At 74.8% G+C, this 16,851-nt stretch carries 1 protein-coding gene; it reads right to left on the reverse strand.

Translation table 11 applies throughout. The annotated features are described in order from the left end of the window. Positions 1-21: 21 nt before the first annotated feature. Positions 22-16,824, reverse strand: a complete 16,803-nt coding sequence (locus ACZ6ZT_RS32370) for a type I polyketide synthase (protein ID WP_469723843.1) — start codon at positions 16,822-16,824, stop codon at positions 22-24. Positions 16,825-16,851 lie beyond the last annotated feature (27 nt).

A 16,851-nucleotide genomic window follows, 5' to 3' on the forward strand; every position in this document is an offset into this window, starting at 1 on the left:
GTGTCACCGTCCGCGCTGCCCTCAGCGGTGGCCGTCCAGCCACTGCTCGACGGCTCCCGCAGTCGCCTGGGCGTGCTGCTCCATCATCGTGAAGTGGTTGCCGGGGGCGTCCACGACCGTGTGCTCCAGGTCCCAGTAGGAACGCCAGTCGCCGTTCGTCGCACGGGCCCAGTCGAAGAACTGCTCCTCGGCCCGCACCAGCAGGGTGGGCGACTTCACCGCCTCCGGCTTCCAGCCGCCGAAGAGCCGGAAGTACGCGCCCATCGCCAGCAGCCGGCTGTCGTCCACCGGGACGTAACTGCCCTGCCGCTCGTCGACGCCTTCCGACAGCCCCGGCTGGATGCCGAGGATGGCGTCGTCGTCGTGCGAGTAGATGTCGATCAGGACGACGGCCTCCGGGAACACCCCGGCGGCCTCCAGCCGTCCGGCCACCGCGTGGGCGAGCATGCCGCCCGAGGAGTGCCCCAGGAGCACGAACGGCGCGCCGTCCGTGTGCCGCAGGACGGTCTCCGCCTGGGCCTCGATCACCGCTTCGGCGGTCGCGGGCAGCTGCTCGCCCCGCAGGAAGCCCGGCGCCGCCATGGCGTGCACGTCCCGCCGGCCCCGGAAGGCCGAGGCGAACCGGGCGTACTGGTGCGGACCGGAGATCGACAGGATCGAGGAGAAGCAGACCAGTCCCGGACCGTCCTCGCCCCGGGCGAGCCGCACCAGGGCGGGCGCCTTGCGCAATCCGGCCGCCGAGGAGAACGAGGGCCGGAACCGCGAGGCCTGCATGAGCAGTTCCATGAACTGGCCGGAGGCGCCCTGCGCCCCCGCCTCCTGGAGCATCGCGCCGAAGACCCCGGCGTCCTCTTCCCCGTCCGGCCCGGCCGCCCCGTCGGCCCCGGCGGGCGTGCCCGGGCCCTCGGCGAGCTCGGCGCGCAGCCGCTGCGCGACGAGGAGCGGGGTCGGGTGGTCGAAGAGCAGGGTGGCGGGCAGCCGCAGGCCGGTCGCCGCGTTCAGCTGGTTGCGCAGTTCCACGGCCGTCAGCGAGTCCAGGCCGAGTTCCAGGAACTCCTGGGACTCCCCCACCGCCTCGGGCGAGGGGTAGGCCAGGACCGCGGCGGCCTGGGCCCGTACCACCTCCAGGAGCAGGCGCTCCTGCTCCTCCTCCGGCAGCGCCGAGAGGCCCGCGAGACGCCGCGCGGCGGCGGACGCCGCCACCGTCCCGGCGCCGTGGCCGACGGCCTTGCGCAGCCCGCCGCGGACGAGCCCGCGGAAGACGGCCGGGAGGGCCCCGGCCTCCGCCTGGGCCCGCAGCGGGGCGGTGTCGAGGCGGATGGCGACGAAGACACTGCCCGCGCTCAGGGAGCACGCCGTGTCGAAGAGGGCCAGGCCCTGCTCGGAGGTGAGCGGGGCCAGACCGGCGCGGGCCATCCGCTGGACGTCGGCGTCCGTGAGTTCACCGGTCATCTCGCTGCGCTGCTCCCACAGTCCCCAGGCCAGGGACACGGCGGGCAGCCCCTCGGCGCGCCGGCTCTGGGCCAGGGCGTCGAGGAAGGCGTTGGCCGCCGCGTAGTTGGCCTGGCCGGGGCTGCCGAGCGTGCCGGCCGCCGAGGAGAACAGCACGAAGGCGGCCAGGTCCAGGTCCCGGGTCAGCTCGTGCAGGTGGAGCGCCGCGTCCACCTTCGGCCGCAGGACCGAGTCGATCCGCTCCGGGGTCAGGGACGGTACGAGCCCGTCGTCGAGGTGCCCCGCGGTGTGGACGACGGCGGTGAGCGGGTGGTCGGCGGGGATGCCGGCCAGCAGGTCCGTCAGCGCCGCCCGGTCGGACGCGTCGCAGGCGACGACCGCCGCCTCTGCGCCCAAGGCGGCCAGTTCCGCGACCAGTTCCTCGGCGCCGGCCGCCCGGGGTCCGCGGCGGCTGGTGAGCAGCAGGTGCCTGACCCCCCGCTCGGTCACCAGGTGCCGGGCCAGGAGACTGCCGAGCACGCCGGTCCCGCCGGTGATCAGGACGGTCCCGTCCGGGTCGAGTACGGGGACCGGTGCCGCGTCCGCGTCCGCGTCGGCCGGTGCTTCGGCCGGTGCTTCGGCGGGCGCCTGCGGTGCGGTGCGGTCCGCCGGAACCCTGGCCAGCCGGGCGGCGTGCAGGGCTCCGCCGCGGACGGCGAGCTGCGGTTCACCGCTCGCGACGGCGGCGGCCAGCAGTGCTGCGGGCTGCGCCTGAGCGGTATCGGCGTCCGCGTCGAGGTCGATCAGCAGGAACCGGCCGGGGTTCTCCGACTGCGCCGAGCGCAGCAGGCCCCAGACCGAGGCGTGCGCCAGGTCCGGCACGCCCTCGCCCGGCCGTGCCTCGACCGCGCCCCGGGTGACCACGGCCAGCCGGGCGCCGGCGAAGGCTTCCTCGGCCAGCCAGGCCTGGACGAGCGCGAGGGCCTCGCGGGCCGCCTGCCGGGCCGCCCCGGCCGTGTCCGCCGTCCGGTCCGCCTCGGGCGTGGCGTACGTGACGAGCACGGTGTCCGGCAGCGGCCGGCCGGCGGCCACCAGGCCCCCGAGGGCGTCGAGGTCTCCGTACACGTCGGCGGTGACGCCCGCGCCGCTCAGGGCGGCTTCCAGGCCGAGCGGGTCAGGCCCGATCAGCGCCCAGCGCCCGGCCGTGGCGGCGGGGGCGGCGGCCACGGCCGGCCACTCCAGCCGGAACAGCGACTCGTGGAACGCGGGCCGGGCCGAGCGCAGCGCGGCCGGGTCGAGCGTCCGCAGCAGCAGCGACTCCACCGAGACGACCGGCTCGCCCCGCTCGTCGAAGGCCGTGAGGCAGACGCCTCCCGGGCCCGCCGGTGCCAGCCGGACCCGCAGGGCATCGGCCCCGACGGCGTGCAGGCCGACGCCGGTGAAGGCGAAGGGCAGCCGCATCCGGGCCTCCGCGCCCGGCTCCTCGTCGTCGGCGGTGAGGAAGGAGCCCAGTGCGAGGCCGTGCAGGCCCGCGTCCAGCAGCGCCGGGTGCACGCCGAAGTGCGCGGCGTCGGCCTGCGGGCCCTCGGCCAGCGAGAGGTCGGCGAACAGTTCGTCACCACGCCGCCAGGCGGCCCGCAGGTTGCGGAAGGCCGGACCGTACGCGTACCCGCCGGCGGCGAACAGCTCGTACAGGTCGGCCACGTCGAGCTCCTCGGCCCCCGCCGGGGGCCAGACGGCGCCCACGGCGGCCGGCTGCGCGGCCGGCGTGTCCGCCGCGCCGAGCACACCGGCGGCGTGCCGGGTCCACGGCTCGTCCGAGCCGCGGGTGTCCTCGCCGTCCCGGGACTCCGGGCGCGAGTGCACGTGCAGTGCCCGGCGCCCGTCCGCGTCCGGGGCGGCCACCGACAGCCGGAGCTGGAGCGCACCGCGCTCGGGGAGCACGAGCGGCGCCTCCAGGGTCAGTTCCTCCAGGAAGGTGCTGCCGGTCCGCTGGGCGGCGTGCAGCGCGAGCTCCACGAAGGCCGTGCCGGGGAGCAGCACGGTGCCGGCGGCCCGGTGGTCGGCCAGCCAGGGGTGGGTCTGGAGGGACAGCCGGCCCGTGTACAGGAACCCGTCGGAGTCCGGCAGTTCGACGGCCGCGCCCAGCAGCGGGTGTTCGGCCCTGCCGATTCCGGCGGAGGCCATGTCGCCGACCGGGGACACCGGTACGTCGATCCAGTAGCGGTCGCGCTGGAAGGCGTACGTGGGCAGGTCGACGCGCTGCGCGCCGGTTCCGGCGAACACGGCGTCCCAGTCGACGGCCACACCGCGTACGTAGGCCTCGCCGAGGGAGAGCCAGAAGCGCTCCAGTCCGCCTTCGCCCCGGCGCAGGGACCCGAGGACGGCGGCCTCGCGGCCCGCGTCCTCGACGGTCTCCTGAAGGCCGACGGTCAGCACCGGGTGGGGGCTGGACTCGATGAAGACGCCGAAGCCCTGGTCCAGCAGGGTCCGGGTGGCCTGCTCCAGCTCGACGGTCTGGCGCAGGTTGCGGAACCAGTAACCGGCGTCCAGCTCGGGGCCGTTCACCCACTCGCCGGTGACGGTGGACAGGAAGGGGACCTGCGCCGTCCGGGGGGCGATGGGGGCCAGCAGTTCGGCCAGTTCCTCGCGCAGCAGCTCCACCTGCGCGGAGTGCGAGGCGTAGTCCACCGCGATCCGGCGGGCGCGGATCCCGTCGGCCTCGCAGCCGGCCAGGAACTCGTCCAGTGCCACGACCTCGCCGGAGACGACCACCGAGGACGGTCCGTTGGCGGCGGCGACGGAGATCCGCTCCTCACCCCACGGCGCGATCCGCTCGCGTACCTCGGCGGCCGGGAGCGGTACGGAGACCATCCCGCCCAGCCCCGCCAGCACCCGGCCGATGGCCTGGCTGCGCAGCGCCACCACCCGGGCCGCGTCGTCCAGGGACAGGATCCCCGCCACACACGCGGCGGCGATCTCGCCCTGCGAGTGACCGATCACGGCACCAGGGAGGACACCCGCCGCCCGCCACACCTCGGCCAGCGACACCATCACCGCGAACAGCGCCGGCTGGACCACATCCACCCGGTCGAGCGACGGCGCGCCGTCGACGCCGCGCAGCACGTCCGTCAACGACCAGTCGGTGAACGGCTCCAGCGCCTTCGCGCACGCGTCGATCCGCGTGGCGAAGGCGGAGGACGATTCCAGCAGGCCCGCCGCCATGCCCAGCCACTGCGAACCCTGGCCGGGGAAGACGAAGGCCGTCTTGCCGGTGCTCACGGCGCCGCGTGTCACTCCGGTGGCCGCGGCCTCGTCCTCCAGTGCGATCAGCCCGCGCAGGAGCTCCTGGCGGTCGCCGGCCACGACCACCGCGCGGTGGTCGAAGACGGCCCGGGTCGTGGCCAGGGAGAGTGCCACATCGGCGGACCTGAGCTCGGGCGTGTTCTCCAGGTGCGTGCGGAGCCGGGCCGCCTGGGCGCCCAGCGCGTCCGCCGACTTCGCGGACAGCACGTACGGGAGCACCGGGGCCTCGCCGGCCTCGGACACGGCCACGGCGTCCTCGGCGGCGGCCTGCTCGATGATCGTGTGCGCGTTGGTGCCGCCGATGCCGAACGAGGACACGGCCGCACGGCGCGGACGGCCGGTCTCCGGCCAGGGCAGGGACGATTCCAGGAGCGAGACCGCTCCGGCCGACCAGTCGACGTGCGGGGTCGGCTCGTCCACGTGCAGGGACTTCGGCAGGACGCCGTGCCGTATCGCCTGGACCATCTTGATGACGCCCGCGACACCGGCGGCGGCCTGCGTGTGGCCCACGTTGGACTTGATCGAGCCGAGCCACAGCGGCTGCTCGTCGGTGTGCTCCTGCCCGTAGGTGGCCAGGAGGGCCTGTGCCTCGATGGGGTCGCCGAGGGTGGTGCCGGTGCCGTGCGCCTCGACGGCGTCGACGTCGGCGGCGGTCAGACCCGCGTTGGCGAGGGCCTGGCGGATGACGCGCTGCTGGGAGGGGCCGTTGGGGGCCGTGAGGCCGTTGGAGGCGCCGTCCTGGTTGACCGCCGAGCCCCGGACCACGGCCAGGACCGGGTGGCCCTTGGCGCGGGCGTCGGAGAGGCGCTCGATCAGCAGCATGCCGACGCCCTCGCCCCAGGCCGTGCCGTCGGCGGCGGCGGCGAAGGGCTTGCAACGCCCGTCGCTCGCCAGGCCGCGCTGCACGCTGAAGGCGATGAAGGTACCGGGGGTGGCCATCACCGTCACCCCGCCGGCCAGAGCCATGTCGCATTCGCCGTTGCGCAGCGCCTGGACGGCCAGGTGGAGGGTGACGAGGGAGGAGGAGCAGGCCGTGTCGACCGTGACCGCCGGACCCTCCAGGCCGAAGGTGTACGACACCCGGCCCGAGGCGACACTGCCCGAGCTGGAGGTGCCCATGTACCCCTCCAGGCCCTCCGGGGCCCGGTGGAGGAGGGTGCCGTAGTCGTTGTACATGACGCCCGCGAAGACGCCGGTCCGGCTGCCGCGCATCGACGCCGGGTCGATGCCCGCCCGCTCGAAGGCCTCCCACGAGGTCTCCAGCAGCAGCCGCTGCTGCGGGTCGGTGGCCAGCGCCTCGCGCGGGGAGATCCCGAAGAAGGTGGGATCGAAGTGGTGTGCGTCGTGGAGGAAGCCACCGGTGGGGCTGAAGTCGGCGCCGGGCTGGCCGGGGTCGAGGATCCCGGTGAGGTCCCAGCCGCGGTCGTCCGGCATCTCGGAGATGGCGTCGCGGCCGTCCGCGACGAGGCGCCACAGGTCCTCGGGCGAGCGGACGTCGCCGGGGAAGCGGCAGGCCATCGCCACGATGGCGATCGGCTCGTCGTCGCGCACGGCGACGGCGGCCGGAGCGGCGTCCGCGCCTTGACCGCCGAGCAGTTCGGCGTGCAGGTACTCCGCCAGGGCGGCGGGCGTCGGATAGTCGAAGACGAGGGTGGCGGGCAGCCGCACACCGGTCGCCGCGGCGAGGCGGTTGCGCAGTTCGACGGCGGTCAGCGAGTCGAAGCCGACCTCGCTGAACGAGCGCGCCGGATCCACCGCCTCCGGCCCGGCGAAGCCGAGCACGGCGGCCACCTGGCCACGGACCAGTTCCAGCAGGGCCGCCGGCCGGTCGGCCTGCGGCAGGGCGGCGAGCTGCCGCGCGAAGGCGCCGCCGGCGGGCGTGCCGCCGCGGGCCGCCCGGCGCGAGGGCATGCGGACCAGGCCGGAGAGCAGCGGCGGGAGCATCCCGCTGCCGGCGGCGGCGCGCAGCGCGGCCAGGTCCAGCTTGACCGGCACCAGCAGGGGCTGTCCCGAGGCGCAGGCGCTGTCGAACAGCGCCACGCCCTCGGCTGCCGACAGGGCCTTCACCCCGCCCCGGCCCATGCGCGAGACGTCCCCGGCGGCCAGGGTGTGCCCCATGCCGCCGGCCTCCGCCCACAGGCCCCAGGCGAGGGACGTCGCCACCAGGCCCTGGGCCCGGCGGTGGGCGGCGAGGGCGTCTAGGAAGGTGTTGGCGGCCGCGTAGTTGGCCTGGCCCGCGCCGCCGAAGACACCGGCGGCGGAGGAGAAGAGGACGAAGGCCGTCAGGTCGAGCCCGGCGGTCAGCTCGTGCAGGTTCCAGGCCGCGTCCACCTTCGGACGCAGGACGGCCGACAGCCGCTCGGTGGTGAGGGAGGCGATGATTCCGTCGTCCAGCACACCGGCGGTGTGCACCACACCCTTCAGCGGGTGCTCGGCGGGGATCGCGGCCAGTACGGTCGCCAGCGCGTCCCGGTCGGCCACATCGCAGGCCGCCCACGTCACCTCGGCGCCCAGACCGGCCAGCTCCGCCGACAGCTCCGCCGCACCGGCGGCGGCCTCGCCGCGCCGGCTGACCAGCAGCAGGTTCCGTACGCCGTGCTCGGTCACCAGGTGGCGTGCGAACAGCCCGCCCAGCGAACCGCTCGCCCCCGTCACCAGCACCGTGCCCCCGGCGCCCCACTCCGGATCGGAGCCGCCGACCGACGCCCGCGCCAGCCTCGGCACCAGCGGTACGCCCTCGCGCACCGCCACCTCGGGCTCGCCGGAGGCCAGCGCCGCCGAGAGGGCCTGCTCGACGTCACCGTCGGCGTCGACGTCCACCAGGACGATCCGGCCCGGGTTCTCGGACTGCGCCGAGCGCACCAGACCCCACACCGCGGCGTGCACCAGGTCCGCCGGGGCTTCACCCGGGACCACGGTCACGGCGCCGCGCGTCAGGAACGCCAGCCGCGAGTCCGCGAACCGCTCGTCGGCCAGCCACTGCTGGAGCAGCGCCAGTACCCGGCCCGTTTCGGCGTGCACCGCCTCGGCCGTGTCCGTGCCGTCGGGCTCAGGGCACGGCAGCACCAGCGCCGCCGGGATCGCGTCGAGATCCGCGAGTACCCGCACCTCGCCGTCGAGCCACAGGACCCGGTCGCCGAACACCGCGTCGGACGGGGCCAGTTCGCGCCATTCGACCCGGAACAGCGCATCGCCGTGGCCGCCGACCTGCCGCCCGAGCTGCTCGGGCGAGAAGGCCCGCAGCGCGAGGCTGTCGACGGAGGCGACCGGGACGCCTTCGCTGTCGGCGATCTCCAGCCGCACCGCTTCCCGGCCGGCCCGTGAGAGCCGTACGCGCAGGGTGTCCGCTCCGGTGGAGTGGACGGCGACCCCGGACCAGGAGAACGGCAGCCGCGGCTGGCCGGTGTCCTCCACGAGGGAGCCGAGGCCGATGGCGTGGAGCACGGAATCCAGGAGCGCCGGGTGGATCGTGAACTGCTCGGCGTCCGGGCCGGTCTCGTCACCGAGGCCGACCTCGACGTAGACCTCCTCGCCCGTGCGCCAAGCCGCCCGGACGCCCTGGAACACCGGGCCGTAGCCGAAGCCCGACTCCGCGAACCCGGCGTAGAGGCCCTCGATGTCGACGGGTTCGGCGCCGGCCGGCGGCCAGGCCGCGAGGTCGAAGCCCGGGGGCTGCTCGGCGCCCGCCGCGAGGGTCGCGGTGCCGTTGCGGAGCCAGAGGGCGTCGTCCGCCGCCAGGCCGTCGCGCGAGTGGAAGGCGAGGGGCCGACGGCCCGACTCGTCGGCCGCGCCGACGGCGATCTGGAGCTCGACGGCGCCGTCCTCGGAGAGGACGAGGGGGGCGGCGAGCGTCAGCTCCTCCACCAGGAAGCAGCCGACCTGCTCACCGGCGCGCAGCGCCAGCTCGACGAAGGCGGTGCCGGGCAGGGTCACCGACCCCATGACCACGTGGTCGGCGAGCCACGGGTGGGTGGCGAGGGACAGCCGCCCGGTGAGGAGCAGGCCGTCGGCGTCGGCGAGCATCACCGAGGCGCCGAGCAGCGGGTGGTCGGCGGGCCGCAGGCCGGCGGCGGCCGCGTCGGCGAAGGATCCGACGGGGAGGTCGATCCAGTACCGCTCGTGCTGGAAGGCGTAGGTCGGCAGGTCGATGCTCCGGGCACCGGTGCCCGCGAAGTACGCCTCCCAGGCGACGGGGGCGCCGTGGGCGTGGGCCTGGGCGACGGCAGTGGTGAGGGTGGCCGTCTCGGGCCGGTCCCTGCGCAGGACCGGGACGAACGCCGCACCCGGCGCGTCCTCACCCGTCAGACAGGCCTGCGCCATCGCGGACAGGACGCCGTCGGGGCCGAGTTCGAGGTACGTGCTCACCCCGGCCGCTTCCAGGGCGCGGACGCCGTCGAGGAAACGGACGGCCTCGCGGACGTGGCGGACCCAGAAGTCCGCCTCGCCCATCTCGTCGGAGACGAGGGCGCCGGTCAGGTTGGAGACGACCGGGATGCGCGGGCTCTCGTACGTGAGACCTGCCGCGACCTGCCGGAAGTCGTCCAGCATGCCGTCCATGTGCGGCGAGTGGAACGCGTGCGAGACGGCCAGACGCTTGAACTTGCGGTCCGGGAGGGCCGCCACGATCGCGGTCGCCGCGTCCTGGTCACCGGCGATCACGACCGCGCGCGGACCGTTGATCGCGGCGATGCTCACCCGGTCGGTCAGCAGCGGCCGGACCTCGCCCTCGGAGGCCTCCAGCGCGATCATCACGCCACCGGAGGGCAACGCCTGCATCAGCCGGCCACGCGCCGTCACCAGGACGCAGGCGTCCTCCAGCGACAGCACACCCGCCACGTGCGCGGCGGCGATCTCACCGATCGAGTGCCCGGAGAGGAAGTCCGGCTCCACGCCCCACGATTCCAGCAGCCGGAACAGCGCGACTTCGAGGGCGAACAGGGCCGGCTGGGCGTACTCCGTACGGTCCAGCAGCTCCGCGTCCGACCCGAAGAGGACGGACTTGAGGGGCAGTCCGACGCGCTCGCACACCGCGTCCAGCGCGGCGGCGAACACCGGGTGGGCCTCGTACAGCTCACGCCCCATGCCGAGGCGCTGGCTGCCCTGTCCGGTGAACAGGAAGGCGAGCTTCCCGGCACCGGCGGCGCCGACGGTGCCGCTCGTGATCCCGGCGGCGGTCACCTCGCCGTTCTCCACCGCGGTCAGGCCGCGCAGCAGCTCGTCCCGGGGGCCGGCCACGACCGCCGCGCGGTGGGCGAAGGAGGCGCGGCGGGTGGCCAGCGAGTAGGCCACGTCCACCGCCCCGGCCTCGGGCGTCTCCTGGAGGTGGGTGCGCAGCCGGGCCGCCTGGGCGCCCAGCGCGTCCGCCGACTTCGCGGACAGCACGTACGGCAGGACCGGCGCGGACTCGGCCTCGGCGGCGGTCACCACGACCTCGTCCGGGGCCTGCTCGATGATGGTGTGGGCGTTGGTGCCGCTGATGCCGAACGACGAGATGGCCGCGCGGCGCGGACGGCCGGTCTCCGGCCAGGCCACCGGCTCCGTCAGCAGCTCGACGGCGCCCTCGGACCAGTCCACGTGCGGGGAGGGCTCGTCCACGTGCAGCGTCTTGGGCACCGTGCCGTGCCGCATGGCCTGCACCATCTTGATGATGCCCGCGACACCGGCGGCGGCCTGGGTGTGGCCCATGTTCGACTTGATGGACCCGAGCAGGAGCGGGCGGTCCTGCGGCCGGCCCTGCCCGTACGTGGCCAGCAGCGCCTGGGCTTCGATCGGGTCGCCGAGCGTCGTACCCGTGCCGTGCGCCTCGACCACGTCGACATCGGCGGAGGTCAGGCCCGCGTTGGCGAGGGCCTGGCGGATGACGCGCTGCTGGGAGGGGCCGTTGGGGGCGGTCAGGCCGTTGGAGGCGCCGTCCTGGTTGATCGCCGAGCCCCGGACCACGGCGAGGACCGGGTGGCCGTTGCGGCGGGCGTCGGAGAGCCGCTCCACCAGCAGCATGCCGACGCCCTCGCCCCAGGCCGTGCCGTCGGCGGCGGCGGCGAAGGGCTTGCAGCGGCCGTCCGTCGCGAGACCGCGCTGCCGGCTGAAGGCGATGAACGTACCCGGCGTGGCCATCACGGTGACGCCACCCGCGAGCGCGAGGTCGCATTCGCCGTTGCGCAGCGCCTGGACGGCCAGGTGGAGGGTGACGAGGGAGGAGGAGCAGGCCGTGTCGACCGTGACCGCCGGCCCTTCGAGGCCGAAGGTGTAGGACACGCGGCCCGAGGCGACACTGCCCGAGCTGGACGTGCCCATGTACCCCTCCAGGCCTTCGGGGGCCCGGTGGAGGAGGGTGCCGTAGTCGTTGTACATGACGCCGGCGAAGACGCCGGTCCGGCTGCCGCGCATCGACGCCGGGTCGATGCGGGCCCGCTCGAAGGCCTCCCACGAGGTCTCCAGCAGCAGTCGCTGCTGGGGGTCGGTGGCGAGGGCCTCGCGCGGGGAGATCCCGAAGAAGGTGGGGTCGAAGTGGTGGGCGTCGTGCAGGAAGCCGCCGGCCGTGCTGTAGCTGGTGCCCTCGCGGTCCGGGTCGGCGTCGAAGAGCGCCTCCAGGTCCCAGCCGCGGTCGGCGGGCATGTCGGAGATGGCGTCGCGACCGTCCGCGACGAGGCGCCACAGGTCCTCGGGCGAGCGGACGTCGCCGGGGAAGCGGCAGGCCATCGCCACGATGGCGATCGGCTCGTCGTCGTGCGCGGCGGCGACGGCGACCGGGGCCGCGTCCGCTTCCTGGCCGCCGAGCAGTTCGGCGTGCAGGTACTCCGCCAGGGCGGCGGGCGTCGGGTAGTCGAAGACGAGGGTGGCGGGCAGCCGCACACCGGTCGCGGCGCCGAGCCGGTTGCGCAGTTCGACGGCGGTCAGTGAGTCGAAGCCGACTTCGCTGAACGAGCGCGCCGGGTCGACCGCTTCGGGTCCGGCGAAGCCGAGTACGGCGGCGACCTGGCCGCGGACCAGCCCGAGGACGGCACCCGCCCGCTTCTCCCCCGGCAGCGAGGTGAGCTGCCGCGCGAACGCGCCGCCGGCTCCCCGGGCGGCCCGGCGGGCGGGCATGCGGACGAGCCCGGAGAGCAGCGGCGGGAGCATTCCGGTGCCGGCCTGGGCACGCAGCGCGGCCAGGTCCAGCTTGACCGGCACCAGCAGGGGCTGCCCGGAGGCGCAGGCGGTGTCGAACAGGGCCACGCCCTCGGCGGCCGACAGGGCGTTCACCCCGCCCCGGCCCATGCGCGAGACGTCCTCGGCGTCCAGGGCGCCGCCCATGCCGCCCACCTCGGCCCACAGGCCCCAGGCCAGCGAGGTGGCTGCCAGACCCTGGGCCCGGCGGTGGGCGGCCAGGGCATCGAGGAACACGTTGCCCGCCGCGTAGTTGGCCTGACCCGCGCCACCGAACACACCGGCGGCCGAGGAGAACAGGACGAACGCGGAGAGGTCGAGCCCGGCCGTCAGCTCGTGCAGGTTCCAGGCCGCGTCCACCTTCGGACGCAGGACGGCCGACAGCCGCTCGGTGGTGAGGGAGCCGACGATGCCGTCGTCCAGCACACCGGCCGTGTGGACGACCGCCGTGAGCGGGTGTTCGGCAGAGATCGCGGCCAGTACGGTCGCCAGCGCGTCCCGGTCGGCCACATCGCAGGCCGCCCACGTCACCTCGGCGCCCAGACCGGCCAGCTCCGCCGACAGCTCGGCGGCACCGGCGGCGGCCTCGCCGCGACGGCTGACCAGCAGCAGGTTCCGTACGCCGTGCTCGGTGACCAGGTGCCGGGCGAACAGAGCGCCCAGCGAACCGCTCGCACCCGTCACCAGGACCGTGCCCTCGGCGTCCCATGCGGGATCCGCCTCGGCCGTTGCCGTGGCACGGGCCAGCCTCGGCACCAGCAGGGCGCCATCGCGCACCGCCACCTCGGGCTCGTCCGAAGCGAGGGCGGCCGACAGGGCGCGCTCCACATCGCCGTCGGCGTCGACGTCCACCAGGACGATGCGGCCCGGGTTCTCGGACTGCGCCGAGCGCACCAGGCCCCGTACCGGGGCGTGGACCAGGTCCGAGACGCCCTCGCCGGGGACGGCTTCCACCGCGCCCCGCGTCAGGAACACCAGGCGCGAGCCGGCGAACCGGTCGTCGGCCAGCCACTCCTTGAGCAGGGCGAGCACCCGGCCCGTCTCGGCGTGCACCGCGTCGGCGGCGTCACCGGTGATCGGCTCCATACACGGCACCACCAGCGCGGACGGGATCTCGCCGCCCTCTACCACGGCCACGCCCAGTCCGGCGAGGTCGGCGAAGACCTGCGCGCCCTCGCCGAGCATCATCCAGGCGTCGGAGGAACCGGCCGCCGTCGAGGCCGCCGCGGTCCACTCGACGCGGAACAGGGAGTCCCCGTGGCCGCCGGCCGGACGGCCGAACTGCCCGGGCGAGAAGGCCCGGAGGGCCAGGCCGTCCACCGTCGCGACGGGCGCGCCGTCGAAGTCGGCGATGTCCAGCCGGACGGTCTGCTGCCCCGCCTTGGAGAGGCGTACGCGCAGGGTGTCCGCTCCGGTGGAGTGGACGGCGACCCCGGACCAGGAGAACGGCAGCTGGCCGCGGCCGGTGTCCTCCACGAGGGAGCCGAGGTTGATGGCGTGCAGCGCGGAGTCCAGGAGCGCCGGGTGGAGGGTGAACTGTTCGGCGCCCGGAACGGTGTCGTCGGCCAGGCCGACCTCGGCGAACACGTCCTCGCCGTGCCGCCAGGCGGCGCGCAGGCCCCGGAAGACCGGGCCGTAGCCGAAGCCGGAATCGGCGAGGCCCTCGTAAAGGCCTTCGATGTCGACGGGCTCCGCGCCGGCCGGCGGCCAGGAAGTGAGGTCGAAGGCCTGGTTGTCCTCCGCGCCCTTCGCCAGGGTGGCGGTGGCGTTGCGGACCCACGGCTCGTCGTCGGCCGCCAGTCCGTCGCGCGAGTGGAAGACGACGGAGCGGCGGCCCGATTCGTCGGGTGCGCCGACGGTGATCTGGAGCTCGACGCCGCCGTCCTCGGGCAGGACCAGGGGGGCGGCGACGGTCAGTTCGTCGACCAGGTCGCAGCCGACGCGCTCACCGGCCTGGAGGGCGAGCTCGACGAAGGCCGTGCCGGGGAGCAGGACGGAGCCCATGACGCGGTGGTCCGCGAGCCAGGGGTGGGTGGGCAGCGAGAGCCGTCCGGTGAGGAGCAGGCCGTCGGCGTCGGCCAGGGTCACCGAGGCGCCGAGCAGGGGGTGTTCGGCGGAGCGGAGGCCGGCGGTGGTGACGTCGCCGCCGAGGGTTCCGGCGTCGAGCCAGTAGTGGGCGCGCTGGAAGGCGTACGTGGGCAGGTCGACGTGCTCGGCTCCGGTGTCGCGGTGGTACGCCTGCCAGTCGACGGCGATGCCCCGGACGTGGAGCTGGGCGAGGGCCGTGACGGCGGCCTCGGCCTCGGGACGGTCCTTGCGGAGGGTGGGGACGAAGGCGGCGGTGCCGGTGTCGTCGGCCAGGCAGCTCTCGGCCAGCGCGGACAGCGTGCCGTCGGGGCCGAGTTCGAGGTACGTGGTGACGCCCGCCGCTTCCAGGGCGCGGACGCCGTCGAGGAAGCGGACGGCCTCGCGAACGTGGCGGACCCAGAAATCCGCCGATCCCATCTCGTCGGAGACGAGGGCGCCGGTGAGGTTCGAGACGACCGGGATGCGCGGGCTCTCGTATGTGAGACCCGCCGCCACCTGGCGGAAGTCATCCAGCATGCCGTCCATGTGCGGCGAGTGGAAGGCGTGCGAGACGGTGAGGCGCTTGGACTTGCGGTCCGGGAGGGCCGCCACGATCGCGGTCGCCGCGTCCTCGTCACCGGCGATGACCACCGACCGAGGACCGTTGACGGCGGCGATGCTCACCCGGTCCGTCACCAGCGGCAGGACCTCCTCCTCGGAGGCTTCCAGCGCGATCATCACGCCACCGGAGGGCAATGCCTGCATCAGCCGGCCGCGCGCCGCCACCAGGGTGCACGCGTCCTCCAGGGAGAACACGCCCGCCACGTGCGCGGCGGCGATCTCGCCGATGGAGTGCCCGGACAGGAAGTCCGGCTTCACGCCCCATGACTCGACCAGCCGGAACAGCGCCACCTCGACGGCGAACAGGGCCGGCTGGGTGTACTCCGTACGGTCCAGCAGCTCCGCATCCGACCCGAACAGCACGTCACGCAGCGGCAGTTCCAGCTGCGCACAGACCGCGTCCAGCGCCTCTGCGAACACGGGGTAAGCCTCGTACAGCTCGTGCCCCATGCCGAGGCGCTGGCTGCCCTGTCCGGTGAACAGGAAGGCCGTCTTGCCGCGCCCCGCGGGCGTGCCCCGGACGAGCCGCGACGCGGCGGTCGCGTCCTCGGAGGCCAGTGCGGCCAGGTCGGCGAGGGCCCGCTCGCGGTCGCCGGCCACGATCACGGCACGGTGTTCGAGGGCGGCGCGGCCGGTGGCCAGGGAGCGGCTGACGTCCTGCGCCGACTGGCCGGGGTGGGCGCGCAGGTGGGTGAGCAGGCGTTCGGCCTGGGCGCGCAGGGCGTCTTCCGTACGGGCGGAGACGGGCCACGGCAGGACCGGGGGCACGACGGTGCGGCGCTGCGGAGCCGCCGCCTCGGGGGCTTCGGTCTCGGCGCCGGCGTCCGAGCCGGAGCCGGCGTCGGCCGGGGCCTCTTCGGCGGGGATCTCGGCGGGGGCCTGCTCGATGATGGTGTGCGCGTTCGTGCCGCTGATGCCGAACGAGGACACGGCGGCGCGGCGCGGGCGGCCGGTGTCCGGCCAGTCCACGGTCCGGCGCAGCAGCGACACGGCTCCGGCGGACCAGTCGACCTTGGTCGAGGGCTCGTCCACGTGCAGCGACTTCGGGATCCGGCCGTGGCGGATCGCCATGACCATCTTGATGACGCCCGCGACACCGGCGGCGGCCTGCGTGTGGCCGATGTTCGACTTGACCGAGCCGAGCCACAGCGGGCGGTCCTCGGTGTGCTCCCGGCCGTAGGTGGCCAGCAGCGCCTGCGCCTCGATCGGGTCACCGAGCGTCGTACCGGTGCCGTGCGCCTCGACCACGTCGACCTCGGCGGCCGTGAGCCGGGCGTCGGCGAGGGCCTGGCGGATGACGCGCTGCTGGGAGGGGCCGTTGGGGGCGGTCAGGCCGTTGGAGGCGCCGTCCTGGTTGACGGCGGAGCCGCGGACGACCGCGAGGACGCGGTGGCCGTTGCGGCGGGCGTCGGAGAGCCGCTCCACGAGCAGCATGCCCGCGCCCTCGCCCCACCCGGTGCCGTCGGCGGCGTCCGCGAAGGACTTGCAGCGGCCGTCGAAGGACAGGCCGCGCTGCTTGCTGAACTCGGTGAAGGTGCCCGGCGTCGGCATGACGGTGACGCCGCCCGCGAGGGCCAGCGAGCACTCGCCCTTGCGCAGGGCCTGCATGGCCAGGTGCAGGGTGACGAGGGAGGAGGAACAGGCCGTGTCGACGGTGAGCGCCGGGCCCTCCAGGCCGAACGTGTACGAGACGCGGCCGGAGGCGATGCTGCTGGACCCGCCGGTGCCGAGGTAGCCCTCGACCTCCGGCGGTACGGCCCGCAGGCGCGAGGCGTAGTCGTGGTACATGACGCCGGTGAAGACGCCGGTGCGGCTGCCCCGTACCGAGTGGGGGTCGATGCCGGCCCGCTCGAAGGACTCCCACGCTATTTCCAGCAGCAGGCGCTGCTGCGGGTCCATCGCCACGGCCTCGCGGGGCGAGATGCCGAAGAACTCCGGCTCGAAACGGTTGGCGGAGTGCAGGAAGCCGCCTTCCCGCACGTAGCTCGTGCCCCGCCCGTCGGGGTCCTCGTCGAACAGGCTCCCCGTGTCCCAGCCCCGGTCCGTCGGGAAGGGCGAGATCGCGTCGGTCTCCTCGGACACCAGTCGCCACAGGTCCTCGGGGGACTCGACGTCTCCCGGGTAGCGGCAGCTCATTCCGATGATCGCGATCGGCTCCTGCTCCTCCGACTCGACCTCCTGGAGCCGACGGCGCGTCTCGTGGAGATCGGCCGTCACCCGCTTCAGGAAGTACCGGAGCTTTTCCTCGTTCATGCGTGCATCCCTCGTACAGAAGCCGGA

It is taken from the genome of Streptomyces sp. NPDC102258 (assembly GCF_055584685.1).

Bases quoted from the DNA above. Each gene is read 5' to 3' on its own strand.
- ACZ6ZT_RS32370 (WP_469723843.1), bottom strand. From the start codon at position 16,824: ATGAACGAGGAAAAGCTCCGGTACTTCCTGAAGCGGGTGACGGCCGAT.